Here is a 14787-nt window from a genome sequence, read left to right as displayed (position 1 = left end):
TTGTTGTGCCGATTTATGAATATGAGTGTAATTCCTGTGGTGAGGAACACGAGCTTATCCAGAACATTACCGCCAAACCGCTTCGAAAATGCCCGGCCTGCGGGCGCCTGAAGCTTCGCCGAAAAATATCTCGCTCCGCGTTCCATCTCAAGGGAGAGGGTTGGTATGTGACGGATTACGCAAAGAACGGCGAGAGCAAGGACGATAAGAGCAAGGCCAAAGATGAATCCAAGAGCGACTCTTCGGCCAAAAGCGATACGAAGGCCGAGTCTAAATCGAGCGACTCCAATTCGAGCGAGTCTAAATCGAGCGACTCCAATTCGAGCGAGTCTAAATCGAGCGATTCTAAATCCGGAGGCGAGAAGAAAAAAGAAAAATCCAAGGCAAAATCAGCCGACTAGCAGGCTCCTTGAGCGTTTAGGCGAGTTCTGATTTTGGGATAATCGCCACGAGCCGGACAATGCAGCCGTCGCCCCCCACCCATCTCCAGGGAAAGGCCGCGACGGTGAACCGTTTGCCCACCACTTTGTCGATGTCACCCCCCACATTCTCAAAGCCTACGATGCCGTTGCCGAGCAGGGCGCGGTGGCAGGGCTCCCAGTCCGGAAAATCCTCGCCCGGATGGCGGCCCGTCTCCTCCTTGTATTCATCGATGGTAAAGGGGCAAATCGGGTTGGGGCCCCACGCGATTTTCGTGCCCAAAGGATGGTCGAGCGCCTGATGGTCACAGCCAACGCCCTTTACGCCTTTTTCGACGAACCATTCGCCCGCCTCGCGGTAGAGGCCGGGTGAGTAGATAAAATACTTCGTGTTGTCGCCATAGTATTGATGCCAGCCCGTGTGGAGGATGACGATATCGCCGGGTTGAATTTTGGGCCGGGCGTTTTCGAGGTCCTCAGGGGTTATGACCTCCCAACGCTCTTTCGGGATATCGACGCACACGGCGTTGCCGAAGTAGCTTTTCAGGGGAACCTCGTCCATGAACGGAGTGCCCTCGATAACATGTGCGGGGGCGTCGGTGTGGGTGGTGCAGTGCATGAAAGTGGTGATCTGCTGGCTAAGGACCTGGCTCTTGGCGTGGTAGTGAAAGCGCTCGATTTTAAGGTCCGGGAAATAGGGCCAAAGCGGTGCGCCATGTCCCCAGGGATGGCTCAGGTCGATTAGCTCGTAGTCGTCCAGATGGTCTGTGTCGATGAGCATTGACGATTCTCCTCGGAGAAATAGCGAACTAGGAAATAGCAAGGTATAAAGGACTGGCACAAAGTAGCAAAGGATTATCCCTCGCGCCATTCAGGATGACTGCGAGGCCCTTGAGCGAGCCGCAACCGAGGGGCCTTACGGGCCCAGATGGAGGAGTTTCGAGATGGAAACGGTTGATTGTCCGGCATGCGGTATGCGCTTCACGCATCCCAATCCAAACCATTGCACCGCCTGTAATCAGGACCACTGCCGAAACTGTCTGAAAGTCTTTCGCGATGAGATGGAAGACGACCCCGAGGGGCGCTTTATCGTTCTGTGCCCCGAATGCGTGGATTCGGTTTCATGGCGAATCGAGGCACAAGAGGTCGCGCCCTCAAGCTGGCCAGAGTGGGAAGGCAAGGGGAAATAAGCGGGCCGACTATTTTGTTCTCAGTTGCAACGCATTCAGGGCTCTCCACCTTATGTTACCTCATAAATGCCTCGGGGCCCTTAGCTACGCTTCGCCCTCCAGCATTGGCTTCTGAGATAACATAAGGAGTGGTCTCACTATTGGGGGCAGGTCACTGTGAAGCACTAAAAAAATGGATTCTCTCATTTTCTATTTCAAAATTAATATTTATTGCCTGACAACAAACCTCACAATCTTCTATGTATTCTTGTTTCTCAGAAGAACAATCCAACAACATTGAAATTCGCTCAAAACAATAAGGACACTTAAAGAAATGTTCAACCTCTTCTAACATTTAGGGATATCCTGGGTTAAAAAAATATTTCCACATTGGAATACATAGTCTTTTTTTGTCATTGGACTATCGTACCGGCCCAGCAATTATTTAGGCAATCTGCAACAATGCCTGGTCTACCAGATACCTTTGGCGCTCAGTGTGTCCATTGGCGTATTTTGTGGCGTTTATCCCCCTGTTGCTATAGCGCTTTGCTCATAGGTCTCGCCGTGAAAACAATTGCAGTTTTTGTTGATGTACAAAACATATATTACACAACACGCGAGGCCTATGGCCGCAAATTCGACTACCGAGAACTTTGGCAACGCATAAGTGCCCAAGGAGAGATTGTTTCAGCAACCGCGTATGCCATTTATCGTGATGATGACAAACAACTCAAATTTCAAAATGCCCTCACTAAAATAGGCTTCACAGTAAAACTCAAACCCTATATTCAGCGTAGTGACGGCTCCGCCAAAGGTGATTGGGACGTTGGAATTACAATTGACGTTATGGAGGCTGCAAAAAACGTTGATACCGTTGTATTGCTGTCTGGCGATGGAGACTTTGGCCTATTGTTGAAAAAAATCCAAAAGGATTTTGCCGTCAGTGCTGAAGTCTATGGTGTGCCAGCACTTACAGCCGCCTCTCTTATTAATTCCGCTAGCGCCTACCATCGTATTGGAGAAGATTTGTTACTGTAACCATTGCACGGTGGCCTTGGTGCACGTGTGTATGGCAAATTCCCACCCAAGTGACATTCGGTGTCAAAAGCAGACCTGTTGGTGGCGAATTAGTAATTTACGCCTAAAAACGCGTCTGAGGGGGCAGTGTAGGTTGGCGCGTCAGGAGGGATTACCAGCTTCCAAGACTCCCGGCATGAATTCGCCTCAGCGCTCGCTATGGGAGGGGTGGGCCTCAATACAATTAGAGAACTCCTGGGCCACAAGACAATACAGATGATGATGAGGTATTCTCACCCTACGGACCGACACAAGGCCGGTACTGTAGCGCTTTTGGATCAAACAGATGACAGTAAAACAGACAGTAGCCGTAATCGTGAGAATTTGATTTAACGTAAGTCATTGAAATTAAACTAGGCCGGAGTGGCGGAATTGGTAGACGCAGTGGACTCAAAATCCACCGCTCGTCAGGGCTTGGGGGTTCGAGTCCCCCCTCCGGCACCATTATGTCAAACAGTGGGCAACCTTTTGCCGGGCCTCTATTATCCGGGTTTTCCTAATTACAGTTTGCTGCAAGGTCTTTGCTCTTTTCTTGTCTAGCGATACATATATGAGTTTTTCATGGCATCCCTAAATTTTCGTGTGGTTGTTTTCGATTTCGATGGCGTTGTAATCGAATCGGCGGGCATCAAGAAAGAATCCTACAGGCAGTTGTTCGAGGAAGAGTTCCCGGAGTATTTGCTCAAAATTCTTTCATATCAGGAGTTCAATGGTGGGCTTCCGCGCAGGCGGCAATTCGAGGAAATCTACGAGAAAATTCTTAAAGAACACCCTCCGCGTGGCCGGGTAGGCGAGCTTGAGGCGAGTTATGTGAGCCGGATGATGTCGCAGGTGGTGGCGGCACCGCTGGTTGCGGGGGCGCTTGAATTTCTTGAGGCGCATCAAGGGCAGGCGGATTTCTTCATCGCCTCGGCGACGCCTGAGGACGAACTACAACACGTTGTCCGCGAGTTCGGGCTGGGTCGATATTTCGTCGATGTTTACGGCTCGCCAATGCGCAAGGCCGAGATACTGGGCATGATCGGCCGCAAAACAGGGGCCGCGCCAGGGGAAATGGTCTTTGTGGGGGACTATCCGACGGACCGCGATGCGGCGGCTGAGATGGAGATTCCCTTTGTCGCTAGGCTGGGGAGTAGCGAGGAGATGGAGAATTGCCCGCACCAAGTGAAAGATATTACTGAGCTAGCCGCTGTGCTTGAAAGCATGGGCCCCTCGAAGTAATCCTTGATTTACTAATCTGAATCCCCGTCTGCATCCCCCGTGCCGCGTGTTGCAATGGGCGTTGGTGGTATCGTGCTGCCCTCGGGTGGCTCCGGCGCCTCTTGCGCCCAGGTGAGTGTGCGGTAGGGGAAGGGAATTTCGATACTCATCGCGTCGAACGCAATTTTAATTCGCCGGTTGAATTCACGTCGTACGCCCCATTGCTTGATGGGCTTGGTCTTGAATCGCCCACGAATGACAATTGCCGAGTCGTCAAAGCGCTCAAGGCCAGCAATTTCCACCGGCTCAAGTATCTGATCGCCCCACTCTGGATCTTGGGCCATTTCATCGCCTACCTGGCGGATTACCCCCATCACCCTGTCCGCGTCCTCGCGGTAGGCAACGCCAACTTCAAACACGGCGCGGCTGTATTCTTTCGTGAAGTTGGTGACGACGTCGATCACGCTATTCGGGATAACGTGAACGTTGCCATCGTAGTCGCGTAGCTTAACCGAGCGCAGGCTGAAACTCTCCACGGTGCCCCCGATGTCCTTGACCCGTACGATATCGCCAATGGCGATGTTGTTCTCGATAAGCATGAACACGCCCGTGATGATGTCCTTGACGAGAGACTGTGCGCCGAAGCCTATGGCAAGGCCAAGGATTCCGGCCCCGGCTAGGACGGGGGCAATGTTCACGCCCAGGCTTGCGAGCAGAATGATCCCGGCTACAGCGATGACGACCCATTTTACGGCCGAGTAGGCGAGGGGGAGCAAGGTTCTTTGGTGAGGTGATGGCTCGATGACGCTCCCCTGATGGTCCCGTCGTCCGTTGAGGAAGTATTCAACGGCGGCATGGGCCCCCTCGATGAATAAAATGGCGAGCGCTACCGTAATAATTATTTCGGCGAGTGTGGCAATGAGGGTGACTCCGGCTCTGGAGAGCAGGGCCTCGATGGTTGGAATGCCCCATGCGTCGAGCACGAACAGAAAAGCACCCACCCAAATGATGCCATTGATTGAGCGCGTGATGAGGGGGGTGTAGCGATTTGCACGCTGATCGATGCTGGGAACAAGTGTCTTAAGCCGGGCGCTGATAGTGAAAAGACGTGAGGCAGCAAGACCAACGAGGCGGCCTGCGCCATAAGCGGCAGCAATAATAATCGCTGTCGTGGCCGTTGCGGTTATCAGTGATTGTACGCCTTCTCTAGAGTCTGTTGCCCAGAGCGAGAAAAGGATGAGCAGATAAGGAAGGGCGATAAAATGCCATCGGCTAGCCACAATGTTCCAGGCCGCGATTGCCGCCCGGAGGGCGCCGCCGGCATTGTCTGGCTCTAGGGCCGAAAGCAAACGCCTGACGCTGCCGCGGTATTGAAGTGTCAGGGCCATCGCCTGCAGAACAATGACGAAACGGTATGCAATGGTAAGTGTAGTCTCTGCGTCGGGTCCGAGGCCGAGGGCGCCTGCCGTCTGCGCGATGGCCTCACCCCAAACAGCGACCTCGATGAAGCGGCGCACCCAGATGGAGCAGAGGCCCGCCACGTCGTCGGCAAGGGGGAAGATGCGCATTTTAGGTCTTGCGGGCGATAGCAGGGCACGTGTTGCCGCGACAAGTGAACGCTCTAGGAACAGAGACCAGAGAAATATCAGGAGTAAATTTTCCTCGACCTGACCGAGGCCAAAGAGGATGACGAGCAGGGAGCCTGCCAGAAGAAGAATGGCAGGTGGCACTGCTCTTTCGAGCCAGAACTTTACAGCTATGCCAATCCGTGGGCCGAGGTCGGCGGTGCTGTCATCTGTTTTGTGTGGCAAGTAGAGGGTGGAGGCGCGGCGCAAAGCGAGCAGAAGCAACAGCGAGAGGGCGATAGCCACCGCGAGGCGCACGAATCCCCAGAGTGCGGGGCCCTCTCCGGCTACGGTGGACAGGTGACCGCCAATTTCATCTATTTTTTGTGGCAAATTTCGAAAGGCGCCAAAACTCCGCGACAGGGCGTCGTCGATTTTTTGTATGAGCCCGGCATAGAAATGCTTGTAGACAGGGGAGGTTGCCTCTGTGCCCCTCTTCTTATCCTCGATAGCTTGAAGCAGGATTTTTAAATCAGAAAGAAGACCCGCTCTTTTCTCTGGGCTCTCGATTTTCTCAATGAGGGCTTTTATCTCCTCCGGGGAGGATTTGACGGCTCCAGCAGGTGTGGCCTCGACCGGTGCGGCCCCAACAGGTGCGATATGTGATGTGAGCGGCAATAAAAGAGTGAGGAGAATCCCCAACCAGATCAGGGAGCGAATGTGGGTCGTGAGTCGCAACACCTGTCTCGATGTATATGATTTCATCGGGTTTGCCATGGTCCTTTAGTTTGGAGCGAAATTGTCTGGAGCAAAATCCCGGCCACGCTCATATCTACAGCATAGCGGCCCGAGAGGCCAAATACATAATATATTGTATTTAAACGTTTTGTGTTGATTCATGCAACTGGGGGAAGTTGGAAAGCCTACTTCCTTACAATGAGGGCCACAATGACCACTGCCAAAAAGACGAATCCTGTCCAGAGGATTCTCCCCTCGGATTTGAGGTAATGATTCCATTCGAGGCGATCCTCGTCTGTGAAAGGAACATCACCTTCTACGTTGTCCGTGGTTTTTTCATCGGGTTCTGATTTTTCCATCGTGTTTTTTCGGGCAATGTTGGATTGTGCCGTCCAGTTGAGAAGTGCGAAATAGAGCATGAAGCCCGCTAGTGCAACAAGACCCGTAAGACGCGCTGCGATATGGGTGCCGAAAAACCAGCTTCCCAGGGAAACACCGAGCAGTCCAAGTATGAATATTGGTGCGCATCCAGTAACCATTACTACCCAATCATAATTATTCAACGACCTGGCGAAACACGCCGGGCGCCGAAGGCAGAATTCTCTTTAGCTTTTTTTCGTTCCGAATCGGTTTTCCTCGCCCCGAATGAGACGCCCGATATTGTCCTTGTGCCTCAAAATGATTAGGGCACTTATCACCACAGCCGCCACTAATTTCTCGCTGGGATAGGCTGCCACCACGGCCGCAATCGGAATCACGAGCGCCGCCAAGCACGAGCCGAGAGAAACATATCGTGTGATGCTCACCGTCGCGATAAAAACGCCCACCGAAAGTGCTGTCGGCACGGGCATCAGGAGGGCAAATACGCCCAGTCCCGTGGCCACGCCTTTCCCGCCGTTAAAGCCCGTGAATGGAGAATACATGTGGCCCAGCACCGCCGCGATGGCCGCGACGCCCGCAGCGGGTAAGCCCGTAGCGGGTAAGCCCGTAGCGGGTAAGCTCTCCGGCGAGGCGATTAGGAGGCCAGGCACAAAAGCGACTGAGACCGAGCCCTTTAGGATATCTCCTGCCAGTGTAAGCAGAGCGGTCGCCCAGCCACTGGTTCTAAGTACATTGGTCGCGCCAATGTTGCCGCTCCCGCCCTCTCTCGGGTCATCGCGACCAAGACATTTGGTGACAAGCAGCCCAAAAGGGATGGCGCCCAGAAAAGCCGAGACAAGGAATACACCGACAAGAGAGATCACGTAAGCTCACGGGCAATTTTGCGGAAATAGTCGATAGCAGAGACGACCGCCACGATCATGGCGGCCCAGATCAGAGTAATACCGATAGGCGGCAGCAGTTCGAGTATGAGGAAAATTATTGCCGCCACTTCAAGGCCCATCTTGGTTTTTCCGATGGGACTGGCTGGGACCACTAATCCTTGGCGAAGGGCCACGGCCCGCATCGCCGTTACGAGAAATTCTCGCCCGAGAAGAATACCCACAAGCCAGGCATCCACCTTTCCCAGGGCCACCAAGGGCAGCAAGGCCGCCATGATGAGAAGTTTGTCGGCAACTGGGTCGAGGAGCTCTCCCAGGGGCGTTATTTGGCCATGTTTCCTCGCCAAATAGCCGTCGAGCCAGTCCGTCAGGGCAGATGCGATGAAGATGCCTGCGGCGATTAGGCGGGCCAGGGGGGAGCCCTGGAGCAAGAAAAGAACGAGAATGGGCAGCATGAATATTCGAGCCAGGGTCAGCCAATTTGGAAGGGATAATCCGCCTTCTCTGCTGCTCGCGAGGATCTGCGCCCCCGATTCGAGCCAACTGGTATTTTTTTGGATCTCGGGGCTAGCGGATTTTTCGGCATCTAGTGATGAATTATTCTGGGGCACGGGCTATCTCAGATAATCCAAAAGGGTTTTGTTTTTGGCGCGGGCCCGAAATCGCCGAATCACCTTTTTTTCAATCTGACGAATTCTCTCGCGAGAGAGCCCGACTTTGTTGCCGATCTCCTCAAGGGTCATCGGGTCGCCATCGAATCCGTAGCGCATACGGATAATCTCTTTCTCCCGGGGTTCGAGATCCGCGAGAAGCTCGCCAATTTCATCCTCCAGCGAGTGTTGAAAAACGTTCTCCTCGGCGCTTGTGGCGTTCTTTTCCTCAAGCATGTCGAGATAGCTCGTCTCATCGCTCTCGGAGATGGGCGCGTCGAGGGAAAGATATCTTCGGTAAACGCGCATGACGTTTTCGATATCTGTGGCTTTAAGCTGAAGTTTCTCGGACAGCTCTTCTTCGGTGGCATCGCGCCCAAATTCTTGCCGAAATGCTCGATGGGTGGAGGAGATTTTATGTATCATCCCGGCCTGCTTGATTGGCAGACGAACCGTGCCCGTATGATCGGCGATGGAGTGCATGATGCTTTGCCGTATCCACCACACGGCGTAGGTGATTAGTTTGACGCCGCGTTCTGGATCGAAGCGCTTGATGGCATGAATGAGGCCGATGTTTCCCTCGTTGATCAAATCCTCAAGGGAGAGGCCAAATCCTTTGTAGCGATTGGCTACACTGACGACATACCGCAGATTCGAGCGAACGAGATGGTTGAAGGCCTCCTCGTCACCGGCCTGGGACTTAACGGCAAATTCGTGTTCCGCCTCTCGGGTAAGAACGTCGTATTGGCCTAGTTCATGGAGATAAATGGAGAGGGTATCCTCGCCGAGACTAGGCTCTTGGGCATTTGGTGGAGCGCCTATGTTCGGTCGTTGTGGCGCTTTGTCTTCATCTGCAGGCGCAGCGCTTTGTTTGCCTTTAGATTTTACTGTGGTGGATTTTTTGGCAACTTTTTTTTTCGCCACAGGGCGCTTGGTCTTGCCTTTTGCTGCCGGTTTTTTGGCCATTCAGTTAATCCAAAGGTGGATTCGATATGACTTGCCTGGCCAGCCGGAGCAGGAGCCTCACTATTTGCTAGTCAGTGAGAGCAGGCGGTCATATGCATCCTGAGAAAATGGGCTCGTCGGATGCTCCTCGATGAGGATCCGATAAGTTTGTCCGGCTTTCTCGTAACTTTCCTCAAGTCGAAAGCTCTCACCCATTTGGTAGATTGCCTCGGCTCGAATTTCTGGCTGGTCACGATAATTTTTGATGATATCCCGGTATCTCGGAATAGCGGAAACCCGCTGTCCTCGCCGCAGATAAAAATTCGCGATGAACAGTTCGCTGCTCGCAAGGAGGCTTCTGATCTTTTTTATTTTTTCGTCGCTTTTCTTGCTGAATTTAGATCGCGGGAATCTCTTTTTCACCGCCCTGAAGCTTTTGAGCGCGTCATTTGCAATTGACTGATCCCGGTCAAAGTCCAAAATTCGGTTGAAGTCAGACATGCCTAGGAAAAAGTAGGCTTTTGATGTGTGCGGGCTGACAGGGTAGAGCTGTACAAATTCAGAGTACTGGACTTTCGCCTCAAGATATTCTTCTTCTTGGAAGTATGAATCCGCCAGGTTCAGCAGAGCGGTGCGCCGGTGCTTGCTGTCAGGATACTCGCGAAGAAGTCGTTTGAAGGCCTGGCGAGCTGCCTCGAAACGATCCGAGCGCAGATCTTGCTGGCCCAGGACAAACAACTCTCCAGGTGTGGCCTGCTCCTTGGAGCGGGAAATACATCCGGTTGCAATCAAGGCTAAAAAAGAAATGACAAGGATGTTTTTGACCATGCCAGGGTGTATTCGTTTCATCGTATTTCTAAGAACTCCGGTGATATGCGGAAGATGATTAGCTCCTGGGATGGAATGGCAATGGGTGCCTCTCATCCTCAAACGTAGGGGAAATTCTAGGTAGCCTCCGTTGCAGTGTCAAGGAATAGCCTTTGAAAACGCTATGTTTTTAGAGGAATTGGCTTGAAAGGGAGGCTAGTGCTAGCGATGGATGATAATTCGGTTGCCCGGGTGGATTTTGGTCGATGGTTTAAGACCGTTAAGCCGTAGAAGTTGATTGGTGGACACGCCATATTGCCGTGCGATGACCCATAGATTCTCTCCCGGGCCGACGACATGATGCGCTTTTGCCTTTGGCGGTTTTTTCATACCACCATTTCTTGAGGTGAGAATAGATGTTCTTATAGATGTTTTTTTCTGGGGGAGAAAGATGGGTGTCCCCACCCGCAGGCGGCGCGGGTTGAGATGCGCGTTGAGTTCCAGCATTTTATGAAGAGAAATTCCAAATCGCTTTGCGAGTAGCCCGAACGTATCGCCTGGAAGTATGCGGTAGTGGCCGGAGACAGGTATCGGCTCCCTGGGAGTTTTGGCCAGGATTTCAAGGAAACGATTGGCCGTGCCGGACGGCAGGCGAAGAAGATGGCCCTTAACAGGCGGTGTGTATCTCCAGCGAAGCTCTGAGTTGAGATCCTGTATCGATTTTAGTGGCGCACCCGCCATCCGAGCGATGCTTTTCAGACTCATCCCGCGGGGAAGGGCAACCGTTTCCCAGCGCCTGGGTTTTTGGTAGTCGATGCCGGAAAAACCAAAAACTTCCGGGTTTTTGGCGATAATCAGACCAGCCAAAAACTTTGGAACATAGTTTTTCGTTTCATTGGGTATGTAGCGTGTCCGGGTGAGCGCCCAAAATGTTTTGCGGCCCGATCTTTTACGGGCGCGCCGAATCCGGTTCTCTCCGCTATTGTAGGCGGCCAAAGCTAGGTCCCAATGGCCAAATTCCTTATACAGTGCTGTCAAAAGATAGACGGCGGCGTGGGTCGCCTTGATGGGATGCCGTCGCTCATCGACATAGCGGTTAACTTTGAGGCCGCTTCGACGGGCCGTGGCAGGCATGAATTGCCAGGGGCCAACAGCGCCGGCCCTTGACCTGGCACGAAGGCTGAAGCCGCTTTCGATGAGCGAGAGATAGGCCAAATCCTGGGGAAGGTTATTGTCCTTGAAGATTTCCCGGAATGTCTTGATGTAGCGTCCCCCCCGGCTCAGCCATATCGCAAAATTTGCCCTTCCAGAGCCTGTGAAGTACTCGATCCAACGATCAACAGCGGTATTGCGCACAATGGGAATATCGAACGTAAAAGGTTTGGTGGGTATTTCTCCCGTCTTGCGGATTGGCTTAAGGGCTGCAGTGTGCTCTTCATCTTCCGATGTGGCGGGAAGATCGAGGATGAGATCATGGGGCGAGCCAATTTTTTTGGTGGGCTCCTCCGCCGGTTTTTTTGTCAGGGATTTTTCTTTTGAGGCCGGTGTCGGTTTGTTTTCTTTTGCGACGACGACATGGCGTTTCGGCATGTTTTGCCGGGGTGGCGTGGCAGCCGATCGAACGGGAGCTTCCCCCATTTGGCCGCCTGCCGTGCAGCCTGCGGCGAACAAGAGGACGAGAGGAAAAATCCCCCACCTTAGGTAGGTTGAAAAATACATCCGCAAAAGTTAATTCCCTGACATTGGGCGAAGCATCGGGAGGAGGCTATTGGTGAAATAGTAGCGTTAGGCTATCGGGTGGTCAATTGAAATTCACAAAATTCTAAGAAAAAGAAAGATTTAACTTTAGTCTGTAATGTTTAATATGGCCATCATCATGCGCGGTGCTCACTCGTTCTAAGTTCCCTGAAAAGAGATAGTTGTGCGTCATGAGTCTCGATTTGAAGAGGGTAATTTCCGGTGAAGCAGGCCGAGCAAAAATTGTTTTGCCGTGGCTCGACGCACTTATCAAGGCCCTCAAGGCTTAAGTAGGACAGGGAATCGGCACCAAGGTGCGCCCTGATTTCCTCCACCGTGCTCTCCGAGGCAATTAACTCCTCGTGGGTCGGCATGTCGATTCCGAAATAACAGGGACTCGTTATCGGAGGCGAACTGATACGCATATGAACCTCGCTCGCCCCGGCGTGGCGGATCATTTCGACTATTTTTCGGCTTGTTGTACCGCGAACAATGGAATCATCAACGACAACGACACGCTTTCCCTCAAGAAATGAATTTATGGGGTTGAGCTTCACTTTAACGCCAAAATGGCGGATGGCGTTCTGGGGCTCGATGAAGGTTCGACCGACGTAGTGGTTTCTAACCAAGCCCATTTCCATCGGGATGCCAGATTCTGCGGCGTAGCCTGTGGCGACGGCTAAACCTGAGTCCGGGACGGGTATCACCATGTCGGCATCGATGGGATTCTCCTTGGCCAGTTGCACGCCCAGATTTCGGCGCACGGAATACACATTGTCTCCGAATATATGGCTGTCGGGTCTGGCGAAGTAGATGAATTCAAAAATGCATTGTTTGGGCTCTGTAGCAGGAAAAGGAAAAATGCTGCGCGGACCATTTTCATCAACGATGAGCATCTCTCCGGGAAGGATCTCGCGTTCGAACTCGGCATCGATGAGATCAAGGGCGCAGGTCTCGCTGGCAAGCACCCAAGCCGGCTCACCGTTATCTTTGTCCAGTTTTCCTAGAACAAGTGGCCTAAAGCCGTGGGGATCGCGCACACCGATAAGCGTGTCGCGTGTCATCATAGTGAGGGTGAAGGCGCCCTCCAAACGGTTAAGCGCATCGAGAATTGCCGGTTCTGTTTCCTCTTCCGAGGATCTGGCAATGAGGTGGAGGATCACTTCGCTGTCTGTCGTGCTCCTGAATATCGAGCCGCTGTTCTCAAGCTCGCCTCGGAGGCGGCCTGCGTTGACGAGGTTGCCGTTGTGGCCCAATGCGAGGATGCCGCGAGAGTGATCGATCAAAAAGGGCTGGGCGTTGACGATGCCCGACTCGCCTGCGGTCGAATATCGGTTATGCCCGATGGCCATATGACCATTTAGCTTTGAGAGGCGGTTTTCATCGAAAATATCGGCGACATGGCCCATCCCGATTTCGCTGTGGACCTTCTCGCCGTTCGAGGCCACGATACCTGAGCTCTCCTGGCCTCTGTGTTGGAGGGCGTAGAGGCCCAGATAGGTCAGGTTTGCCGCCTCTGGGTGGCCGTAGATGCCGAATACGGCGCATGATTCATGGACACACTCATCGCTCATCGGCATTAGAGAAGTTCTCCCAGGGCGCCGCTCCAGGCGGCCATTAAATTGTCTAGCTCCAGTTCCATTGCGATTGCCCCGTCGGGCGCCTCGACGCGAAGAGAGCCTGCCGCCACCTGCCCGATCTGATAGCAGCCGACCTCGTGACTCTCCGCCATTTTTCGTAATTGCACAAATGCATCGGGCGAGGCAGAAACGAGTATTCTCGACGCCACTTCGCCAAAAAATATGCCGTCGAGTCGCCCACCGCATTCTGGAAGGCGGATATTAGCACCTAGTCCCCCGCCCCTTGATGAGAGCGCGCACTCGGCGAGCGCTACCCCCAGACCACCGTCCGATAGGTCATGGGCCGAGCCCAGGAGCCCCGAGGCGATAGCCTTGCGGCAGAGATCCTGCACAAAAGCCTCTGATTCGAGGGAAATTGCCGGGGCGGCCCCTCCTTCGCGGCCCGAGAGCACCCAGACGTACTCATGCGCCCCCCCCTTGGACAGTGGAAGCTCCGCCGCCGGGTGAAGCAGGGCGATGACATCTCCTTCGCGGACAAATCCTTGAGTGGCCCGTTTTTGGGAGTCCTCGATCAATCCCACCATCCCGACAATCGGGGTGGGGTAAATATCCTCGCCGTGGGTTTCGTTGTAAAAGCTCACGTTCCCCGATACGACCGGCACTCCAAGCGCCCGGCATGCCTCGGACATGCCTTCAACAGCGGACGAGAATTGGGCCATGACCGCCGGGTTCTCCGGGTTCCCGAAGTTGAGGCAGTTCGTCATAGCGAGCGGCGTTGCGCCGGTGCAGCTGATATTCCGCGCCGCCTCGGCCACGGCGAGAGCGCCACCCGTATGAGCATCGAGCATGCAGTAGCGGGCATTTCCATCCGTGGTGAGGGCCAGTGATTTTTTTGTCCCCTTGATTCTCACCAAAGCGGCGTCACCTCCGGGCCCCGCCAGTGTATTTGTGCGAACCATATAGTCGTACTGGCGCCATATGGGTGTTTTTTGTCCCTGGCTCATGCCGCCCATAAGTTTTAGAAGCGACTCGCCCAGGTCTGTTTCCTCGGGGATGGTTTCAAGCGGATCGGTTGCCGGAAGCTCTCGGGCCGGAGACATGGGGCGATCATAAACCGGCGCCTCGTCCGTTAGCACGTCTACCGGAAGATCTGCGAACACCTCGCCCCCCGACTCCACGCGCAAGCGGCCATCGTCCGTCACCTCGCCTACGATGGCTATGGGCAAATCCCAGCGCTCAAAAATTTCACGCACCTCGGCCTCACGCCCCCGCTCCGCCACAAGGAGCATTCGCTCCTGGCTCTCAGAGAGCATGAATTCGTAGGGCGTCATACCCTCCTCGCGCGCGGGTACCCCGTCCAGCCGGAGGATGAGCCCTGTCCCGGCGCGTCCCGCCATTTCAACTGAGGAACTCGTAAGGCCGGCCGCCCCCATGTCCTGGATGCCGACGACCGCGCCGTTGGCCATGAGTTCGAGGCAAGCCTCGAGAAGTAGTTTTTCCTTGAAGGGGTCGCCCACCTGAACCGTGGGGCGTTTTTCGGCGGCGGTTTCATCGAATCCCGCCGAGGCCATCGAGGCGCCGTGGATGCCGTCGCGACCTGTCGTGGCGCCGACATAGATGAGCGGGTTTCCAACACCC

At 53.9% G+C, this 14787-nt stretch carries 16 protein-coding genes and 1 tRNA gene; 6 read left to right on the top strand and 11 right to left on the bottom strand.

Features of this window, described 5'->3' with window-relative positions; genetic code table 11:
- Positions 1-5 precede the first annotated feature (5 nt).
- The gene (locus HOJ95_07930; protein MBT6394619.1) at positions 6-401 is read left to right on the top strand and encodes a zinc ribbon domain-containing protein; all 396 of its coding nucleotides are present in this window, start codon (positions 6-8) and stop codon (positions 399-401) included.
- 16 nt (positions 402-417) lie between these two features.
- Here HOJ95_07930 and HOJ95_07925 read toward each other — a convergent pair whose 3' ends face one another.
- Positions 418-1200 (bottom strand): cyclase family protein, encoded by a 783-nt coding sequence (locus HOJ95_07925; GenBank protein ID MBT6394618.1) that lies wholly within the window; start codon positions 1198-1200, stop codon positions 418-420.
- Positions 1201-1363: 163 nt separating this feature from the next.
- Here HOJ95_07925 and HOJ95_07920 point away from each other — a divergent pair, with 163 nt between their 5' ends.
- Positions 1364-1609, top strand: coding sequence for a hypothetical protein (locus HOJ95_07920; GenBank protein ID MBT6394617.1), 246 nt, complete (start codon positions 1364-1366; stop codon positions 1607-1609).
- A 151-nt stretch (positions 1610-1760) separates the two neighbouring features.
- Here HOJ95_07920 and HOJ95_07915 read toward each other — a convergent pair whose 3' ends face one another.
- Positions 1761-1943 carry a CPXCG motif-containing cysteine-rich protein gene (locus HOJ95_07915; GenBank protein ID MBT6394616.1) on the bottom strand — a complete coding sequence of 61 codons (183 nt, stop codon included), beginning with the start codon at positions 1941-1943 and terminating at the stop codon, positions 1761-1763.
- 209 nt (positions 1944-2152) lie between these two features.
- Between HOJ95_07915 and HOJ95_07910 the strand changes: the two genes are divergently transcribed.
- The 4 genes from HOJ95_07910 (at position 2153) to HOJ95_07895 (ending at position 3886) form a co-directional block, all read left to right on the top strand.
- Positions 2153-2626: an NYN domain-containing protein gene (locus HOJ95_07910; protein ID MBT6394615.1), complete on the top strand. Its 474-nt coding sequence runs from the start codon at positions 2153-2155 to the stop codon at positions 2624-2626.
- A gap of 150 nt (positions 2627-2776) precedes the next feature.
- Entirely contained in the window at positions 2777-2998 is a 222-nt protein-coding gene (locus tag HOJ95_07905) for a tyrosine-type recombinase/integrase (protein ID MBT6394614.1), read from the top strand.
- Positions 2999-3022: 24 nt separating this feature from the next.
- Positions 3023-3109, top strand: a tRNA-Leu gene (locus tag HOJ95_07900).
- A gap of 117 nt (positions 3110-3226) precedes the next feature.
- Positions 3227-3886, top strand: coding sequence for an HAD family hydrolase (locus tag HOJ95_07895; GenBank protein ID MBT6394613.1), 660 nt, complete (start codon positions 3227-3229; stop codon positions 3884-3886).
- 11 nt (positions 3887-3897) lie between these two features.
- Here HOJ95_07895 and HOJ95_07890 read toward each other — a convergent pair whose 3' ends face one another.
- The 9 genes from HOJ95_07890 to purL all read right to left on the bottom strand — a co-directional run.
- The gene (locus HOJ95_07890; protein ID MBT6394612.1) at positions 3898-6195 is read right to left on the bottom strand and encodes a mechanosensitive ion channel; all 2298 of its coding nucleotides are present in this window, start codon (positions 6193-6195) and stop codon (positions 3898-3900) included.
- Positions 6196-6353: 158 nt separating this feature from the next.
- Entirely contained in the window at positions 6354-6707 is a 354-nt protein-coding gene (locus HOJ95_07885) for a hypothetical protein (GenBank protein ID MBT6394611.1), read from the bottom strand.
- 66 nt (positions 6708-6773) lie between these two features.
- Positions 6774-7412: a glycerol-3-phosphate 1-O-acyltransferase PlsY gene (gene plsY / locus HOJ95_07880; GenBank protein ID MBT6394610.1), complete on the bottom strand. Its 639-nt coding sequence runs from the start codon at positions 7410-7412 to the stop codon at positions 6774-6776.
- A complete protein-coding gene (gene pgsA, locus HOJ95_07875) occupies positions 7409-7885 on the bottom strand; it encodes a CDP-diacylglycerol--glycerol-3-phosphate 3-phosphatidyltransferase (GenBank protein MBT6394609.1) in 477 nt (158 codons plus the stop codon). Before pgsA ends, plsY begins: the two co-directional genes overlap by 4 nt.
- Before the next feature lie 159 nt (positions 7886-8044).
- On the bottom strand, positions 8045-9046 hold the full coding sequence (locus tag HOJ95_07870; protein ID MBT6394608.1) for an RNA polymerase sigma factor RpoD/SigA: 1002 nt from the start codon (positions 9044-9046) through the stop codon (positions 8045-8047).
- A 60-nt stretch (positions 9047-9106) separates the two neighbouring features.
- The gene (bamD, locus tag HOJ95_07865) at positions 9107-9874 is read right to left on the bottom strand and encodes an outer membrane protein assembly factor BamD (protein ID MBT6394607.1); all 768 of its coding nucleotides are present in this window, start codon (positions 9872-9874) and stop codon (positions 9107-9109) included.
- Positions 9875-10054: 180 nt separating this feature from the next.
- The gene (locus HOJ95_07860; protein MBT6394606.1) at positions 10055-11551 is read right to left on the bottom strand and encodes a transglycosylase SLT domain-containing protein; all 1497 of its coding nucleotides are present in this window, start codon (positions 11549-11551) and stop codon (positions 10055-10057) included.
- A gap of 155 nt (positions 11552-11706) precedes the next feature.
- Entirely contained in the window at positions 11707-13143 is a 1437-nt protein-coding gene (locus tag HOJ95_07855) for an amidophosphoribosyltransferase (protein MBT6394605.1), read from the bottom strand.
- A 5-nt stretch (positions 13144-13148) separates the two neighbouring features.
- Positions 13149-14787, bottom strand: a 1639-nt coding sequence (gene purL, locus HOJ95_07850; protein ID MBT6394604.1) for a phosphoribosylformylglycinamidine synthase subunit PurL, incomplete at its 5' end; no start/stop codon positions are given.

The organism is Nitrospinaceae bacterium (assembly GCA_018669005.1).
Classification (GTDB): Bacteria; UBA8248; UBA8248; order UBA8248; family UBA8248; genus UBA8248.
This window is presented reverse-complemented; position numbering and strand designations above follow the sequence as displayed.